The sequence below is a fragment of the Nonomuraea sp. GTA35 genome (genome assembly GCF_041950525.1).
In the GTDB taxonomy this organism is placed as follows: Bacteria; Actinomycetota; Actinomycetes; order Streptosporangiales; family Streptosporangiaceae; genus Nonomuraea.
This window is the reverse complement of record NZ_JBGNUV010000001.1, coordinates 1,234,178-1,252,096: the sequence shown is the minus strand read 5'-3', so window position 1 is coordinate 1,252,096 and position 17,919 is coordinate 1,234,178. Positions and strand designations below refer to the sequence as shown.

General features: G+C 72.3%; 12 protein-coding genes and 1 pseudogene. 10 read left to right on the top strand and 3 right to left on the bottom strand.

The features are described from left to right. Window positions 1-8 precede the first annotated feature (8 nt). From ACBJ32_RS05655 to ACBJ32_RS05635, 5 genes and pseudogenes are all read left to right on the top strand, one after another. Window positions 9-1,346: an MFS transporter gene (locus ACBJ32_RS05655; protein ID WP_375125743.1), complete on the top strand. Its 1,338-nt coding sequence runs from the start codon at window positions 9-11 to the stop codon at window positions 1,344-1,346. A 16-nt stretch (window positions 1,347-1,362) separates the two neighbouring features. Then, window positions 1,363-3,762 (top strand): glycoside hydrolase family 2 TIM barrel-domain containing protein, encoded by a 2,400-nt coding sequence (locus ACBJ32_RS05650; protein WP_375125742.1) that lies wholly within the window; start codon window positions 1,363-1,365, stop codon window positions 3,760-3,762. Further along, entirely contained in the window at window positions 3,759-5,903 is a 2,145-nt protein-coding gene (locus ACBJ32_RS05645; RefSeq protein ID WP_375125741.1) for a hypothetical protein, read from the top strand. Before ACBJ32_RS05650 ends, ACBJ32_RS05645 begins: the two co-directional genes overlap by 4 nt. A gap of 51 nt (window positions 5,904-5,954) precedes the next feature. After that, a pseudogene (locus ACBJ32_RS05640) lies at window positions 5,955-6,056 on the top strand (hypothetical protein); the annotation flags it as partial. Next, the gene (locus ACBJ32_RS05635) at window positions 6,029-7,645 is read left to right on the top strand and encodes a GMC oxidoreductase (protein WP_375125973.1); all 1,617 of its coding nucleotides are present in this window, start codon (window positions 6,029-6,031) and stop codon (window positions 7,643-7,645) included. The pseudogene ACBJ32_RS05640 and the gene ACBJ32_RS05635, both read left to right, overlap by 28 nt. Window positions 7,646-7,744: 99 nt before the next feature. On the opposite strand, the gene ACBJ32_RS05630 is transcribed toward ACBJ32_RS05635, so the two are convergent. Then, entirely contained in the window at window positions 7,745-8,530 is a 786-nt protein-coding gene (locus tag ACBJ32_RS05630) for a TetR/AcrR family transcriptional regulator (RefSeq protein WP_375125740.1), read from the bottom strand. An 84-nt stretch (window positions 8,531-8,614) separates the two neighbouring features. Between ACBJ32_RS05630 and ACBJ32_RS05625 the strand changes: the two genes are divergently transcribed. Both ACBJ32_RS05625 and ACBJ32_RS05620 read left to right on the top strand, forming a co-directional pair. After that, on the top strand, window positions 8,615-9,547 hold the full coding sequence (locus ACBJ32_RS05625) for a zinc-binding dehydrogenase (RefSeq protein ID WP_375125739.1): 933 nt from the start codon (window positions 8,615-8,617) through the stop codon (window positions 9,545-9,547). A gap of 832 nt (window positions 9,548-10,379) precedes the next feature. Beyond that, window positions 10,380-11,894, top strand: coding sequence for a hypothetical protein (locus ACBJ32_RS05620; protein ID WP_375125738.1), 1,515 nt, complete (start codon window positions 10,380-10,382; stop codon window positions 11,892-11,894). A 141-nt stretch (window positions 11,895-12,035) separates the two neighbouring features. On the opposite strand, the gene ACBJ32_RS05615 is transcribed toward ACBJ32_RS05620, so the two are convergent. Next, on the bottom strand, window positions 12,036-12,728 hold the full coding sequence (locus tag ACBJ32_RS05615; RefSeq protein ID WP_375125737.1) for a TetR/AcrR family transcriptional regulator: 693 nt from the start codon (window positions 12,726-12,728) through the stop codon (window positions 12,036-12,038). Between the two features lie 53 nt (window positions 12,729-12,781). Between ACBJ32_RS05615 and ACBJ32_RS05610 the strand changes: the two genes are divergently transcribed. Then, window positions 12,782-14,029, top strand: coding sequence for an FAD-dependent oxidoreductase (locus tag ACBJ32_RS05610; RefSeq protein ID WP_375125736.1), 1,248 nt, complete (start codon window positions 12,782-12,784; stop codon window positions 14,027-14,029). A 100-nt stretch (window positions 14,030-14,129) separates the two neighbouring features. Here ACBJ32_RS05610 and ACBJ32_RS05605 read toward each other — a convergent pair whose 3' ends face one another. Next, a complete protein-coding gene (locus tag ACBJ32_RS05605) occupies window positions 14,130-14,789 on the bottom strand; it encodes a TetR/AcrR family transcriptional regulator (RefSeq protein ID WP_375125735.1) in 660 nt (219 codons plus the stop codon). 90 nt (window positions 14,790-14,879) lie between these two features. Between ACBJ32_RS05605 and ACBJ32_RS05600 the strand changes: the two genes are divergently transcribed. Both ACBJ32_RS05600 and uidA read left to right on the top strand, forming a co-directional pair. Continuing rightward, a complete protein-coding gene (locus ACBJ32_RS05600; RefSeq protein WP_375125734.1) occupies window positions 14,880-16,079 on the top strand; it encodes a glycoside hydrolase family 1 protein in 1,200 nt (399 codons plus the stop codon). Next, window positions 16,079-17,830: a beta-glucuronidase gene (gene uidA, locus ACBJ32_RS05595; protein ID WP_375125733.1), complete on the top strand. Its 1,752-nt coding sequence runs from the start codon at window positions 16,079-16,081 to the stop codon at window positions 17,828-17,830. The genes ACBJ32_RS05600 and uidA overlap by 1 nt, the downstream gene beginning before the upstream one ends. Window positions 17,831-17,919: the final 89 nt, after the last annotated feature.

Genomic DNA, 17,919 nt, shown 5'->3' with positions numbered 1-17,919 from the left:
AGGTTGCCATGGCTTCCACCCCCGCCGACCAGCCGATCCTCGATCCCCCTCACGATTCCTCCGACACCACCGCGGACCGGCCCGGCCTACCGGCAGCCGGCGCCGATGACCTGCAGAAGGTGGGCGCCACCTACATCTGGCTGATCGTCCTGGCCAACTTCGGGGTGTTCATGGCGCTCGTCACGCCGATGGCCCTGTCCCTGGCGATCAGGGTCTCCCAGCTCGCGCCGGGCCGTGACGAGTACCTCGGTTACGTCATCGGCGCGGGCGGCATCGCCTCGGTCCTGGCCGCGCCGCTGATCGGGATGCTCAGCGACCGCACCCGCAGCCGGTTCGGCCGTCGCCGGCCGTATCTGCTCGCCCTGACCGTCCTGGGTGTCGCCGCCCTCGTGGTCATGGCGCAGGCCCCCACCGTGCCCGTGCTCGGCCTCGGCTGGGTGCTGGCGCAGATCGGCTGGGGGTCGATCCTCGCGCTGCTGATCGCCTCGCAGGCCGACCGGCTGCCCGAGTCGCAGCGGGGCAAGGTGTCCGGCCTGGGCGGCATGGTCGGCCAGCTCGCGCCGGTGGCCGGCGCCCTGCTGGCCAGCGGCCTGACCGGCAACCCCCTGCTGCTGTTCCTGCTGCCGGGCGCGGTGGGCGCGGTGGTGATGGTGCTGTTCGTCCTCCTCGTTCCCGAGCCGGACAGCCGCGGCCAGAGGTGGACCGGTGAGCCGTGGTCGCTCGGGGCGCTGGCCCGGACCTACGTCTTCGACCCGCGCCGGAGCCCCGACTTCGCCTGGAACTGGCTCGGCAAGTTCCTGTTCATGACCGGGCTCACCTTCAACACCACCTTCACCGCGTACTTCGTGGCCTCCCGGCTGGGCATCACGGTGGAAGAGGTGGGCGGCCTGGTCGCGGTGCTGTCCATGGGCGGCATCGTCGCCGCGATCATCGGCGCGGTCGGCGGCGGCTTCCTGTCCGACAGGCTGCGCCGTCGCCGGGTCTTCGTGATCCTGGGCGGCTGCGTGTACGCCGTCGGCGCGATCACGATGGCGCTGGCGCCCGGCCTGCCGGTGATCATCGCGGGGGCGGTGCTCGGGAACCTCGGCATCGGCGTGTTCGCCGCCGTCGACCAGGCGATCGCGCTGGACGTGCTGCCCGACCGGACCAACGCCGGGCGCTACACCGGCATCTACAACTTCTCCACCACGATCGCCCAGGGTGTCGCGCCGCTCATCGCGCCGATCTTCCTGACGATCGGCGCCACCGGCGGCGCCAAGAACTACACGCTGCTGTACTTCGTCGCCGCCGCCTTCACCGTCGTGGCCGGCCTGGTCGTCCTGCTGCGCGTCAAGTCCGTCCGATAAGAGCCCTGGAGTACGTGTGATCCGCACCTCGTTCAACGACGGCTGGCAGTTCCGGCCGAAGGTCAACCCCTTCGCCGAGCTGGGTGGCCACAGCGTTCCCTACCGGGAGGTGACCCTGCCGCACGACGCGATGCTGGAGCAGGAGCGGCAGCCGCACGGCGAAGGCGCGAACGCGTACTTCCCCGGCGGCGCCTACGAATACCGCAAGACGTTCCTCGTCCCCGAGGAACTGCGCGGCAAGCGGGTCATCGTGGAGTTCGAGGGCGTCTACCGCGACGCCACCGTGCACATCAACGGCGACTACGCCGGGCAACGTCCCTACGGCTACTCCCGCTTCACCGTCGTGGCCGACCCCTACCTGCGCCACGGCCAGGACAACGAGATCCGCGTCGAGGCCCGCAGCCACCAGGACTCCCGCTGGTACACCGGCGCCGGCATCTACCGCGACACCTGGCTGCTGGTCGGTGAGGTGGTCCGGATCGTGCCCGACGGGGTGCGGGTCAGCACGCCCGACGTGGAGGCCGGGCGTGCCGTGACGGAGGTCGTCACGACGATCGCGAACGACTCCATCGCGATCCGCACCGCCGAGCTGACCACGACGATCCGCGACCACGCCGGGAACGTCGTGGCCGTCGAGACCGCGCCGGTCACCGTGCTGCCCGGCGAGACGACGAGCGCCCGGCACCGGCTCCACGTGCGCACGCCGTCCCTGTGGAGCCCCGGCTCGCCGTACCTGTACACCTGCCACGTCACCCTCGGCGACCTCGACGCGGAGACCGTCACCTTCGGCATCCGCAAGCTGCAGCTCGACCCCGAGCACGGCCTGCGGATCAACGGAGAAGGCCACAAGCTGCGGGGCGCCTGCCTGCACCACGACAACGGGCCGCTGGGCGCCGCCACCCACACCCGCGCCGAGGAACGCCGCATCCAGCTGCTGAAGCAGGCCGGGTTCAACGCGGTCCGCATGTCGCACCAGCCGATGAGCAAGGCCATGCTGCACGCCTGCGACCGCCACGGCATGCTCGTCGTCGACGAGACCTTCGACATGTGGACGTCCGGCAAGCACCCCTTCGACTACAGCCTCGCCTTTCCCGAATGGTGGGAGCGCGACGTCGAGGCGATGGTGGCCAAGGACCACAACCACCCCAGCGTCATCATGTACTCGATCGGCAACGAGATCCCCGAGACCGGCACACCCGCCGGCGCGGCGCTGGCGCGCAAGCTGGCCGAGAAGGTCCGCGCGCTGGACGGCACCCGTTACGTCACCAACGCCGTCAACACCATGCTGGCCGTCATGTCCGACCTGGCCGAGCTCAGACAGCAGCAGGAGCAGCCGGGGATCAACACGGCGATGGCCGACGCCGGCGACATGATGAACGCCATCGCCGCCTCCGACCTGGTCACCCGCCGTACTGCCGAGGCCTACGCGATGCTCGACGTGGCGGGCATGAACTACGCCGACAGCCGCTACGCCCCCGACGGCGAGGCGTTCCCGAACCGGATCATCCTCGGCACCGAGACCTTCCCCACCCGGATCGCGCACAACTGGGCGCTGGTCGAACAGCACGGCCACGTCATCGGCGACTTCACCTGGACCGGCTGGGACTACCTGGGCGAGGCCGGCATCGGCCGCCCGCAGTACGGCGAGCTCGACCGGCGCGCCTTCACCGCCGCCTACCCGTACCTGACGGCCGGGTGCGGCGACCTCGACATCACCGGCCACCGGCGGCCCGTCTCCTACTACCGGGAGATCGTCTTCGGCCTGCGCGAGCAGCCCTACCTCGCGGTGTGGCGGCCCGAGCACCACGGCGAGCCCTTCGTCGGCACCCCGTGGGCGTGGAGCGACGCGATCGCGAGCTGGACGTGGCCCGGCTTCGAGGGCGCGCCCATCACGGTCGAGGTGTACGCCGCGGCCGACGAGGTCGAGCTGCTGCTCAACGGCCGTTCCCTGGGCCGTGCGCCGGCCGGGCTCAAGACCGTCTTCGAGGCGGTCTACGAGCCTGGCGAACTGGTCGCCATCGCCTACCGCGACGGCGTGGAGACCGGCCGGAACGTCCTACGTACGGCATCGGACGCGGTACGGCTGCACGCCGAGGCCGACCGCCCGGAGATCACCGCGACCTGCGGTGACCTGGCCTACGTCGCCCTCACCCTCACCGACGCCGGCGGAACCGTGCACACCGCCGCCGACCGGCCGGTCAGCGTCGAGGTCTCCGGTGCCGGCGAACTGATCGCCCTGGGCAGCGCCGACCCGAGCACCGAGGAGCGCTTCGACGCGGTGCGACGCCGTACCCATGAAGGCCGGGCCCTGGCCGTCATCCGCCCGACCGGCCCCGGGAAGATCCGCCTGGTCGCCTCCGCCGAGGGCTGCCCCCCGGCCGAAATCGTGATCAACGTTCAGCAGGAGCGCTCGTGACCCCCATCGACCGCGAAGGCGTGGTCCGCCGCCACACCGTCAAGATCACCCGGCCTGACCCGGCGACGGTGCTCACCGTCGGCAACGGCGACTTCGCCTACACCGCCGACATCACCGGCATGCAGACCTTCACCGCCTTCCACGACCAGGCCGCCGCCCGCGCCGAGGGGCGGCTCGCGGTGAACACCGCGACGATGTCCACCTGGGGCTGGCACTCCATGCCCAACCCCGAGGGGTTCGTGCTCGCCGACGCCATGTCCACCTACGAGACCTCCCGAGGCCCGGTCCAATATCCGGACAGGTTCGACATGGCCGCGATGATGGGCGGCGGCGAGGTCGCCCGCGAATGGCGCGCCGGAACCTGGCTGCACGTCAACCCGCACCGGCTCGACCTGGGCCGCATCGGGCTCGTCCTGCGGCCGGAACCGGGAGCACCGGCGGAGACCGACCCCGCCGTCCTCACCGGCCCGCGCCAGCGCCTCGACCTGTGGACGGGCACCCTCACCAGCGTCTTCTCCTACGCCGGGCACGAGGTCCGCGTCACCACCGTGGCCGACCCGCGCCACGCGCGCGTCGCCTTCCGCATCGAGTCCGACCTGCTCGCCACCGGCCGGGCCGCCGTCGCCGTGCGCTTCCCGTACGCCAGCGACGGCTTCTTCGCCACCTCCGACTGGGACGCGCCCGACCGGCACACCACCACGCTCCACCTGCTGGACCAGCACGCCTGCCGGTTCGGCCGCATCCTCGACGACACCAGCTACGCGATGCGGCTGGACTGGTCGGAAGGCGGCATCGGCCCGGCCGCGCAGCCGCACACCTTCGAGCTGACCACCCCGGCCGCCACCCTGGACCTCGTGGCCGGCTTCGCCCCGGGCGGCGTGCTCGGACGCGGGGAGTTCACCACCATCGAAGGCGCCGCCATCTCCTGGTGGCGCGAGTTCTGGACCTCCGGCGCCGCCGTCGACTTCGCCGGCAGCACCGATCCGCGCGCGGCCGAGCTGGAGCGCCGCGTCGTGCTGTCGCAGTACCTGACGGCGGTCAACTGCTCCGGCAGCATGCCGCCCCAGGAGACCGGGCTGATCACCAACTCCTGGCAGGGCAAGTTCCACCTGGAGATGCACTTCTGGCACGCCGCCCACTTCGCCACCTGGGGACGTCCCGGACTCCTGGAACGCAGCCTCGGCTGGTACGGGTCCATCCTCGACGCCGCCCGCGAGACCGCCCGCCGCCAGCGCCACGACGGGGTTCGCTGGCCCAAGCACGTCGGCCCGGACGGCCGCGAGAGCCCGTCCGACATCGGCTCCCTGCTCATCTGGCAGCAACCGCACCTGCTCTACCTCCTCGAACTGCTGCACCGCACCCGCGAAGAGCCGCACGGCCTGGTGACCCGCTTCGCCGGCCTGGTCGAGGAGACGGCGGCGTTCATGGCCTCCTTCGTCGAGGAACGCGACGGCGTCTTCCACCTGCCCGCCCCGCTCGTGCCCGCCCAGGAGTTCTACGACGCCAGGACCACCGAGGACCCGACCTTCGAGCTCGCGTACTGGTGGTGGGGCCTGGAGATCGCCCAGCGCTGGCGCGAACGGCTCGGCCTCGAGCGGCACAAGCGGTGGCAGCACGTCCAGGACCACCTGGCCCTGCCGCGCCAGGAGGAGGGCCGCTACTCGGCGATCGCGACGGAGCCGTACCTGCGCCGCGACGACCACCCTTCGATGCTGTGCGCGCTCGGCGTCGTCCCGGCCACCCCGCTCATCGACCCCGCCGTCATGGAGGCCACCCTCCTCGACGTCCGCGACCACTGGGACTGGAACAGCGCCTGGGGCTGGGACTTCCCCGTCATGGCCATGACCGCCACCCGCCTCGGCCGCCCCGACCTGGCCGTGGACGCCCTCCTCGGCGACAGCGCCAAGAACACCTACCTGCCCACCGGCCACAGCCCCCAGATCGGCAGCATCCTCCCGGTCTACCTGCCGGCCAACGGCGCCCTCCTCGCCGCGGTCTCGCTCATGGCCGCCGGCTGGGAGGGTGCCGGCCGCGACTGTCCGGGCTTCCCCCGCGACGGCCGTTGGACCGTACGGCACGAGGGCTTCACCCCATGGCCCCGCGGCCGCGGCACCGCGCATCCTGAGCAGGACCGGAAATGAGCACGATTGGCTGAAAGGCACCCTTGATGACCCGCTCGCTCCTGGACTTCTATGCCGACCCCGACTCGGGGGCCTGGGAAGAGATCGGCTTCGACCCCTACCCGGCGGGCCGCCCGCCCGTCGACGTGCCCTTGGTGCAACGCCCTCCCGCACGCGCGCCACGAGATCTGCGCGACCGCTACGACGCCGTCGTGGTGGGCAGCGGTGCCGGAGGCGGCGTCGCCGCATTCGTGCTGGCCAGAAGCGGGGCGTCGGTCCTGGTGGTCGAGCGCGGCTCGTGGTTCGGCGCCCGCGACCTGGCGGCCGACCACGTCCACAACCACCGCTTCTTCTGCGGCGGCGATCTCGACACACCCCCTGGGCACCCGCGGGCCGTGCCCGGTGACGGCGGAGAGGTCGCCGTCGAGTACGACGACCCGCGCTACCACCACAACGCGATCACCGTGGGCGGCGGCACCCGGTTCTTCGGCGCGCAGGCCTGGCGGTTCCTGCCCGACGACTTCCGCATGGCGTCGCTGTACGGCGTCCTCGAAGGCTCGGCGCTGGCCGACTGGCCGATCACCTACGACGACCTCGAACCGTACTACGACCAGGTCGAATGGGAACTCGGCGTGGCCGGCCACGCCCACGCCGGGGAAGGGCCCCGCAAGCGCGGCTACCCGATGGCGCCGTTCCCGCCGACCGCCGAGGCCGCCGTGCTCCAGGCCGGAGCCGAAGCACTCGGCTGGCCCACCGGAGCGGTCCCGCTGCTGCTGAACACCGAGCCCCGGGGCGGCCGAGCCGCGTGCGTCCGCTGCGGGCAGTGCGTCGGCTTCGCCTGCCCCGTCGACGCCCGCAACGGCACCCACAGCACCGTCCTGCCCCGCGCGCTCGGCCTGGGAGCCCACCTGATCACACAGGCGCAGGTCACCCGGATCTCCGACGCCGGCGACGTCGAGATCGCCGCCGGCGGCACGGTGCGCGCCGTCCACGCCGGGCGGATCGTCCTGGCCGGCGGCTCGATCGAGACCCCCAGGCTGCTCCAGCTCAGCGGCCTGGGCAACGACTGGGTCGGCGACTGCCTCCAGGGCCACCTGTACGCCAACGTGTTCGGCCTGTTCGACCAGGACGTCCACGGCGGCCTCGGCCCCGGGCCCTCCGTCGCGACCCGGCACTTCTCCCACGGCAACGACGGCATCGTCGGCGGCGGCCTGCTCGGCCACGACTTCATCAAGATCCCCACCATGCACTACGCCCTGGGCCTGCCCTCGGACGTCGACCGGGCCGGACCCGGCGCGCGCCGCGCCCTGGCCGACGGCTACCGGCACACCATCAACATCCAAGGCCCGGTCCACGAGATACCGACCCGCGAGGCGCGCGTCCGGCTCGCCTCCACCGTCACCGACCACCTCGGGCTCCCCGTCGCCCGCCTCGAAGGACTCCAGCATCCCGAGGACCTGCGCACCTGCGCCTTCCTGTCCGATCGCGCCGAGGAATGGCTGCACGCATCCGGCGCCACCCGTACCTGGCGGGCGGGCGCGCCGCACCGCAGGCTGTCCGGGGGCCAGCACCAGGCCGGCACCGCGCGCATGTCCGACTCCCCGGGGCACGGCGCCACCGACCCGCACGGCAAGCTCTGGGGAACCGACCGCGTCCATATCGCCGACGCCAGCCTCCACGTCACCAACGGGGGCGCCAACCCCGTCCTGACCATCATGGCCCTCGCCTGGCGCACCGCCACCCACGCGGCCGCCGCCGGCTGACGACGCCCACCTGCCCGACCTCTCGATCCCGCTGGGGGCCTTCGGCCGGGCCCCGGAAGCTCCACTCGTGCACCCGCGGAACACGCCTCGACATGCCTCCTAATCGCGTATGACGTCCGCGTTCTGGATCAGGGCGTGGAATCCGGCCAGCAAGGCGTTGAGGCCGACCTCGAACTCGTCGTCGCTGCTGACCTCCGCGAGAGTGTCGGCGTGCTGGACCAGCAGGGGGAAGGCCGCGGCGTCCCGGGAGCGGTACAGCAGGCGTCGGTGACGGCGCTCTTCGGGATCCGACGTGTCCAGGCCGAGGTTGAAGTGCACCGAGCCGATGATGAACGTGGCCAGCGACGACGCGGCGGCGTACGCGAGCCGGGGGCTGAGGCCGGCGCCGATGAACAGGTCGAGGGAGTACTGCACCCCGGCCAGCGAGTTGGGGCCGAGCCGCTCGGTCCCGTGCAGGAGCGAGGCCACGCCGGGGTGCCGGAGGAGGTGCTCGCGGAACAGGCGTGCTGACCACGCCGCCTTCTCGGCCCAGTCCGCGTCGGCGGGCGGGACCGAGCTCGCCACGCTGAGCGCCCGGTCGATCAGCAGGGTCACCAGTTCCTCGCGGTTGCGCACGTGGCGGTAGAGGGACGCCTGCGTGCAGCCGAGCCCTTCGGCGATGTTGCGCATCGTCAGCGCGGCGGCCCCGCGCGTGTCGAGCAGGGCCATGGCCGTGTCGAGGACGGCATCGAGGGTCAGCGATCTGCGCCGCCGCCGCCGTGCGGGCTCGCTTTCCCGGGCGAGCCACCAGGCCGCCGTGCCCGGCCTCGGTTCCGGCCGCTGGTTCGTCCGCGCATTCTCCGGCGGCAGTTCGCCGGCCGTGCCTGTCGTCATCGGTTCGTGCACCGGTCAAGAATAGGCGTTATGCGAACACCTATCACTTAGCATAAGCTAACGGCGTTCACATAGTGGCGGGTCGAAGGGGTCACCATGCGCGCAGTGCGCAACACCGATCAGGGCATCCTCGTGACCGAGACCGACGAACCGGAAGCGCCCGGGTTACGCCTCACCGTCGCCTCGATGGGCATCTGCGGGACCGACGTGGACTTCGCGGCCGGCGGCGTGCAGGGCTTCATCTATGGTCACGAGTTCGCCGGCACCGCCGCCGACGGCCGGTGCTACGCCGTCGAGCCCACGGTCCACTGCGGAGCGTGCGCCCCCTGCCGCGCCGGCCACGTCCAGCTGTGCACCGCCCCGGAGCACGGAACGCTCGGGATATTCCGGGACGGCGGCATGCGCGATGCCGTGACGGTTTCCGAGAACATGCTCGTCCCGCTCCCGGCCGGCCTGGACGTTCGCGACGCCTGCCTCGTGGAGCCGGCGTCAGTGGCCTGGCACGGTGTCCGCAGGGCGGCGCTCGCGCCGGGAGAGCGGGTGGCGGTCGTCGGTGGCGGCAGCATCGGGCTGCTGGCCGCGGCCGCGGCCCGGCAGCGCGGCTACGACGTCGACATCGAGGTGCGCCACAAGCACCAGAGGACGGCCGCGGAACGTCTCGGCATCGGCCCGGCGGAAGGCGGCTACGACGTCGTGATCGACGCCGCGGGCAGCCAGACCGGCCTCGCCCGGTGCGCCGAGCTGACCCGCCCCGGCGGTCGCGTCGTGCTGCTGGGCGTGTACCGGCAAACCGTTCCCGTCCCCGGCGTCGTCAGCCTGGTCAAGGAACTCACCTACATCCACTCCATCGCCTACAGCCGGCACGACGGCATCCGCGACACCGAACAGGCCGCGGCGCTGCTCGCCGGCAACCCCACGATCGCGCGGACGGTGATCACCCACCGCTTCCCCCTCGACGAGGCCGCGGAGGCCTTCCGCGTGGCCGGCGACCGGGCCTCCGGAGCCATCAAGGTCGTCCTCCACCCCTGACGGCCCTCCGCTCGGGCCGGCCTGCCGGCCGCGTTCCCGGTGCGTTCACCGGTTTCGACGTATCCCCGCGCGGGTGCACGAGCACGCCGCTCATGGAACTGTCACGGACGTGCGCCGCCCCACCAGGGCGATCGCCTGCTTCCGCCATCTCACCTGGGCGCCGGCCTTGACGGTGCCCATCCCCCTTTGCACCCGGCTCCGGCGTCCTGCGCCTGCCATTGCTGGTTCTGCCAGGCAGACTGGTCGCACGCCACTCCGGCACATGCCTCGACGTCCCGAGCGGCTTCACCGCCGACGGCGAATGGCCGGACATACCGGGAACATACCCGGGCTCCCTAGCATCGCTCCCGTCTCAGCAACCGACCGGATGGGCGTACGTGGAGCGAACCCTGGAAGTGATCGGTGGAGCGCTCGTGGCGTCCACGGGGTGCGGCGCCGCCGAGCCCTCTGCCGCCGTGACCACCACGCCCGGCGGCACGCCCACCCCGCCTCCCCTGCACACGCCCGGGGAAGGGAGACCGGCCGGCTGAGCGGGTGCGCACCGAGCGCGCGGGACGCGCGGACCGGGAGGGTGCGCTGGACGATCCCCACCGAGCGTGTGCCGCGCATCTCGGCCGGGGACGGCACGACACCTGGAAGGGCCTGATCGAGAGCACGGCGGCTTCCCGGGCGGCGGCCCTGCCCTCGTGGCCGGGGGCGGCAGCCTGACGCTGAGCGCCCCAGGGGCCCTGGAGGAGCGACCGGCCCGGCGGGTCCTCGCCGCGGGCGGAGGGCCGGAACGCAGGGTGTGGGGCCCCGATCCCGGCATGACCGAAACACGGCAAGGAAGTGAATGCGAATGCTACGAAAGTGGTGGAAGGCCGGCCCGTCCATCTACCAGCACCTGCGTGACGGCGGCGGCGAGGACCTGCCCGACGAGGCCCGCGGGCCGGGAACGACGTGGATGCCGGGCGCGCGCGACGGCGTGCTGGTCTACCACTGGGGCGGCCAGGCCGACGAGGAGGAGCTGCGGCGCCTGTCCGCGGCGATCGCGACGCTCAAGCCCGCCACCGTACGCAAGGCGATCGGGGAGGCCCGGATCATCGCCCTGGTGGACGCCCTGCTGTTGGAGGTCAGCTCCGCCGGCCTTGATCCCGACGGGATCTACCACCTCGGGTACGCGCTGGCCACCGAGTCGGACGAGCGCGAAGCCGTCAAGCTGGGGATCGCGCTGCTGGGCCTGTTCGACGCCGCACACCACCGCGACGAGCTCATGACGCTCGGCCGCCACGACGAGTTCACCCTGTTCGCGCTGAACGCCCTGCGCAACACCGACGGCGATGCGACCGCCGGCCTGTGGGCCCTGGCCAGGCAGGTGCGCGGGTGGGGGCGGATCCACCTGGTCGAGCACCTGGCCCAGGTGCCCGACCCGGCCGTGCGCGAGTGGATCGTTCGCCGGGGCTTCCGCAACGCGGTGAGCACCGCCTACCTCGCCGGGACCGCCGCCGAAGCCGGTGACCTCGCGGGCAGGCTCGCCGGGACTCCGGACGACGAGCTGCTGGAGGCCGCGGGCGAGATCCTCGCGACGCTCACCGACGAAGGCGGGCCTGTCGCCGGCATGTCCGGCTACCAGGAGGGCAGGCGGGCGGCCGGGCTGTATCTCGGCCACGTCGAGGCCCGCACCGGCGGTTTCGGCCGCGCCGCGGGGCCTGACGCCGGGGAACTGCGCCACTTCCTGCACGTGCACGCCCTGCGCGAGTACGCCGCCGAGCACTGGCCCGAGCTGCTGCCGCGATGCGCGGAGATCCTGGCCCGCCCGGTCTGGGCCGAGCTGGCTCCGGGCGCCCTGGCCGCGGCGGACGACGACGACGCGTTCCGCCGTGCCGTACAGGCGTGCGAGCTGCTGGGCATCCCGACCGCCGGCGCTCTGCGGGCACGGCTGCGCGCCGATCCGTACGGCGAGGCGCACTGGCACGCCCTGATGCGGCAGGCGGCACCGCAGGACGTGGACGAGGTTCTCGCGCTGGCCGCGGAGCTCCTCCCGCTGGCCGAGATCGCCTCAGGACCCGGCCAGGACGACGGGGTCGGCCCCCGCTTCCGCGCCCACCGTGCCCTCGACATGCTCCTGCAGAGCCTGGACGCCTGGCCGGGACGCGGCTGGCCCCTGATCGCAGCCGGCCTGGCCAGCCCTGTCGTCCGCAACCGCAACCTGGCCGTTCGCGCGCTGTCCGCCTGGGACCACGCCACGCTGCCGCCCGAAGCGCGTGCTGCCGTGGCGGCGGCCCTGCGCGCAGAGCCGGACCCCGGCGTACGCGAGCGCCTCGAGCGCCTGCACGAGGGGCTCTCTCAGTCGCCCGCCCCACGATGACACCGTCCAGGTGGGGCGGGACGTCGCGCGAGCCACGCCTCGCATGACGGCGAGGGTGTGTCGCGCCGGGATTACGGTCATCGGCCGGGGTGAGCGGGTGCGGCCGCCGGGCACGGACCTGTCACCCGGACGTCGCGAGCCTCACGCCGGCGGCCGGGCGAGTTTGGCGGCCACGGCGTCGAGGACCCAGTCCAGGCCGGTCGCGAAGGACGTCTCGGCGTCCACCTCCGTGCCCTCGCGCACGAACCTGGCCAGCGCCGGGAAGCGGCCCGTGGCCAGCATCCTGCTCACATGCGGGCCGGAGGCGCGCTGCCAGTCGCGCTTGGACAGGCCCGTGGCGCGCTCGGCCCGCAGGTTCGCGATCTCGCGCCTGATCGCGCCGGTGATGTAGGCGCTGACCGTCTCCACGGCGCGCATGACGGTGTCGAGGTCGGCGAGGCCGTCGAGGGCGGCCAGCGTGACCTCGGTCACGGCCATGGCGTTGGGGCCCAGGGACGGGCGGCGGCCGAGCAGGTCGGCCAGCCATTCATGGCGGAGGGTGGCCTGCCTGGTGCGGTGGGCGTGGACGCGTAGCGCCTCCCGCCAGTCGCCGGGCTGCTCCTCGGGGAGGATCTCGGCGTAGACCTCGTCCACCATGAGGTCGAACAGCTCTTCCTTGGTGGAGATGTATCCGTACAGCCGCATCGGGCCTGCGTCCAGCCGGGCGGCGACCTTGCGCAACGACACCGCTTCCAGCCCGCCCTCGTCGGCCAGCGCGATGGCGGCGGCAACGATGCGCTCCCGGTCGAGCGGCACGGGGCGAGTCGGCGGCTCCGGCCGGTCCCACACAGTCATGGTTACATCGTACTGTTGCGATACAGCGTATTGCGGAAATACGGTGTATCGACATGAGACATCGTATCGCCGTTGTCGGAGGCGGCCCCGCCGGCCTCACCTTCGCCCGCGTCCTGCACCGCCACGAGCACCCCGTCACCGTCCTCGAACGAGATCCCGCCCCCGACGCCCGTCCCCCGGGCGGCACGCTCGACCTGCACGAGAACCTGGGCCAGCTCGCTCTGGCCAAGGCGGGGCTGCTGGCGCGGTTCCAGGCGCTGTCCCGTCCCGAGGGGCAGGCCATGCGCGTCCTGGACACGGACGGGACCGTCCTGCGCGACTGGCGACCCCGTCCGGATGATCGGGCCCATCCCGAGATCGACCGCGGGCAACTCCGTGACCTGCTGCTCGGCCCCCTCGACGTTCAGTGGGGGCGGGGCGTGACCGAGGTGGTGCCGGGGACCCGGGACGGCGTGCTGGTCCACTTCGCGGACGGGCGGCAGGAGACGTTCGACCTCGTGGTCGGCGCGGACGGCGCCTGGTCCCGGGTCCGCCCGGCCCTCTCGTCGGCGACGCCGCGCTACACCGGCATCACCTATGTCGAGACCTCCCTGGACGACGTCGACGATCGCCACCCCGACCTCGCCCGGCTCATCGGCGACGGTTCCATGGCCGTGTACGGCGTGAACCGCGCCCTCGTCGCCCAGCGCAACAGCGGCGGCCACGTCAAGGTGTACGCCCAGTTCCGCGCGCCGCTGGACTGGCACACGGACCCGGAACGGCACTTGGGCCTGAACCGGCGCGCGGGCCTGAGCGCGGGCCTGGACCCGGGCCTGGACCCGGGCCTGGACCCGGGCCTGGACCCGGGCCTGGACGCGAGTCTGGGCGCGGGCCTGGACCTGGCCGACGTCGAGGCCGTGCGATCAAGCCTGCTGGCCCTGTTCGACGGCTGGGCCGCTCCCGTCCTCGACCTCCTCCGCCACGGCACCGCCTTCGTCCACCGCCCCCTCCACGTCCTGCCCGTCTCCCACACCTGGGCCCACGTCCCCGGGGTGACGCTCCTGGGCGACGCCGCCCACCTGATGCCCCCGCTGGGGGCGGGCGCGAACCTCGCGATGCTGGAAGGCGCCGAACTCGCCGAGTCCGTCGCCGCCGCCTCCGGTCCCGACGATCTGGACAAGGCCGTCCGCGCCTTCGAGGAACAGATGTGGGCACGGGCGGGCAGGTGGGCGAAGTTCACGACGGCCGGCCTGGAACGCCTCGTGAGCCCGGACCCCACGGCAGCCCTCGCCCTCTTCGACGAGGTCCAGTCCCCCTCCTGAAGCGCCGGTTCAGAAGGAGAAGCGGCTGAAGCCGCGGCGGTCATCCAGGGGTGCCTGATGGCGCGGCGTCACATCGTGAAGGGCGTCGGCGCGGGCGCCATCAAGCGGACCGGTCCCGGGTGACGTCGCAGCGGGCGGTGTCCAGCGACGACAGCGCCGGGACGACCGTGCGGAGGAACTGGCGGATCGCGGTCTCGACCTTCACGGTGTCGCGGTCGAACAGCCACTGCGCCTGCAGGCCGTTGATGAGCGAGACGGTCATGGTGGCGAGGGTCTCCGGGTCGATCGCCGGGGGCAGCCCCCGCTCGGCGAGCGCGGTGAACGTCTCGGCGTAGAAGCGGCGCAGGTTGCGGTACCGGTCGGCGTAGTAGGCGTGCGCGGGGTGGTCGGCCGAGGTCGCCTCGCCGGAGACGACGCAGTGCAGCTCCATGAGGCCGGGCTGGAGCTCGTTGTCCACGATGACGGCGATCATGCCGTCGAGGATCTCGACGGGGTCGGCCGCCGGGTCCAGGACCTTGGCCGACTGCAGGAACTCGGTGCCTCGTTCGTCGCGCAGTGCCAGCACGCCGAGCAGCAGGTCCTCCTTGCGCGGGAAGTGGTGCAGCAGGCCTGTGTGGCTGATGCCGGCGCGCTTGGCGATGTCCTTCATGGTGGCGCCGTAGAAGCCGGTCTCGCCGAAGGCGTCCACGCAGGCTTCGAGGACGCGGCGCCGTACCGCCGCGGTCTTCGCGTACGGGCCGCGGTTGCCGGATGCCGTCATGGACGCCCCTCCAAATTAGTATCGCGATTCGGTTTTCATGCTAGCGTGTCGCCAGCGTCACCCCCATGGTCTCGAGCAAGGAACTCAACCATGCCCAAAACCCCCTCCGGTTTCCTCTGGGGTGCGGCGACCGCCCCGCACCAGATCGAAGGCAACAACCTCAACAGCGACTGGTGGGCACTCGAACAGGCGATGCCCGGCATGCAGCGCAGCGGCGACGCCATCGACAGCTACCACCGCTACGCCGAGGACATGCGCCTGCTGGCCGAGGCAGGTCTCAACGCCTACCGCTTCGGCCTGGAGTGGGCCCGCATCGAGCCGATCCCCGGGGAGTTCTCCCGGGCCGAGCTGGCCCACTACCGCCGCATGATCGACACCGCGCTCGACCTGGGCCTGACCCCCGTCGTCACCCTGCACCACTTCACCAACCCGCGCTGGTTCGCCGAGTCCGGCGGCTGGCTGGGCGAGGAGGCGATCGAGCGCTTCCGGCGCTACGCAGGCGAGGCCGCGAGCATCCTCGACGGCGTCCCATGGGTGTGCACGATCAACGAGCCCAACATGCTCGCCCTCATGATCGGCATGGCCCGCGACGCGCAGGAGCAGCGGTCCACCGAGGAGTGGATGAGCCCCACCGTCGAGGGCGCCGCCCGTCCGGTGCTGCCCGACCCCGACCCGAAGATCGGCGCCCGGCTGGCCGAGGCCCACCACGCCGCCCGCGAGGTGCTGAAGGAGCGGACGGGGGCCGCCGTCGGCTGGACGGTGGCCTGCCAGGCGCTCACCCCGACGCCGGGCAACGAGGCCAAACTGCGCGAGGTGCGCCAGGTGCGCGAGGACCTCTACCTGGAGGCGGCCCGCGACGACGACTTCATCGGCGTGCAGTCCTACACCAGCCAGGCCGTGGACGAGAACGGCGTCGTCCCGCACCCGCAGCACCCCGACAACACGATGACCGGCAACGCCTACCGCCCCGACGCCCTCGGCATCGCCGTCCGGCACGCCTGGGAGGCGACCGGCCACACGCCGATCCTCGTCACCGAGAACGGCATCGCCACCCCCGACGACACGCGCCGCGTCGCCTACACCGCAGAGGCGCTCGGCCACCTGTTCGCCGCCATGGACGACGGCATCGACGTGCGCGGCTACCTGCACTGGAGCGCGCTGGACAACTTCGAGTGGGGCCACTGGGAGCCGACCTTCGGCCTCATCGCCGTGGACCGGGAGACGTTCGAGCGCCGTCCGAAGCCGAGCCTGGCCTGGCTGGGCGAGGTCGCCCGCCGCGGGGGGATCTGATGCTCAAGCCCCGCTCCACCCCCACCCGCGAGCTGGTGAACCTCGACGGCCTGTGGCGGTTCGCCCTGGACGGCGGCCCCGGCCCGCTGGACACCACCCTGGAGGCCGCCGTCCCGGCCAGCTACAACGACCTGTTCACCGATCCCGCCATCCGCGACCACGTGGGCTGGGTGTGGTACCAGCGACAGGTGCGGGTGCCGCGCGGCTGGGCGGGCGAACGTGTCGTCCTGCGCGTGGACGCCGCCACCCATCAGGGCCGGATCTACGTGGACGACGTCCTGGTGGCCGAGCACGCCGGCGGCTACACGCCGTTCGAGGCCGACATCACCGAGCACGTGCGCGCCGGGCAGGAGTTCCGGCTCACCGTCGCGGTCGGCAACGAGCTGACCGATGTCACGATCCCGCCCGGGACGATCACCGTCACCGCCGACGGGGGCAGGAAACAGACGTACCTGCACGACTTCTACAACTACGCCGGGCTGGCCCGCTCGGTCTGGCTCTACAGCCGCCCGCCCGTGCACGTCCAGGACATCACCGTCGTCACCGCCCTCGACGGGACGGTGGAGTACACCGTGCGGACCAGCGAACCCGCGCCCGTCCGGGTGCGCGTGCTCGACGCCACCGGCGCCCAGGTCGCGGCGGGCGAGGGGGCCACCGGAACCGTGCGCATCGACGACGTCACCCTGTGGCGGCCCGGCGCGCCGTACCTGTACGAGCTGGTGGCCGAGATCGACGGCGACTCCTACCCGCAGCCGTTCGGCGTGCGGACCGTCGAGGTGCGGGGCACGCAGTTCCTCATCAACGGCGAGCCGTTCTACTTCACCGGCTTCGGCAAGCACGAGGACAGCCCCGTACGCGGCAAGGGCCACGACGACGCCTACCTCGTGCACGACTTCCAGCTCATGGACTGGATCGGCGCCAACTCCTTCCGCACCTCCCACTACCCCTACGCCGAGGAGGTGCTGGACTTCGCCGACCGGCACGGCATCGTCGTCATCGACGAGACCGCCGCCGTCGGGCTCAACCTGGCCGTCGCCTCCGGGCTCCTGGGCGCGCCGCCCCGTCGCACGTTCTCTCCCGAGACCTTCGGCGAGGCCACCCGCGAGGCGCACGCCCAGGCGATCCGCGAGCTGGTCGCCCGGGACAAGAACCATCCCAGCGTCGTCATGTGGTGCGTCGCCAACGAGCCGGCCTCCAACGAGGAGGGCGCGCGCGAGTACTTCGAGCCGCTGGTCGAGCTGACCCGCGAGCTCGATCCGACCCGCCCGGTGACCTACTCCGCCGTCATGTTCGCCACGCACGACAACGACCGCATCGCCGACCTGTTCGACGTCGTGTGCGTCAACCGCTACTACGGCTGGTACATCGCCACGGGGGACCTCGCCACAGCCGAGGCGTATCTGGAGGCGGACCTGCGCGGCTGGGCGGAGACGTTCGGCAAGCCGATCATGATGAGCGAGTACGGCGCCGACACGCAGCCCGGCCTGCACTCGGTGTGGGACACCCCGTGGACCGAGGAGTACCAGCAGGCCTACCTGGAGATGCACCACCGCGTGTTCGACCGGATCGAGGCGTTCGTCGGCGAGCACGTGTGGAACTTCGCCGACTTCCAGACCGCCCACGGCATCCACCGCGTGGACGGCAACAAGAAGGGCGTCTTCACCCGCGACCGCCGCCCCAAGGCCGCCGCCCACGCGCTGCGCGACCGGTGGAGGCCCCTGGCCGGCCGCAGGCCACCGAGCACCGGCTGAGCATCCGCTCCCCCTGCGGCCGGCGCGGCTCGCTCGCGCCGCACCGGCCGCCCGCCGCCCAGGCGGGCGGTGTCGCCGCTCAGGCGGTG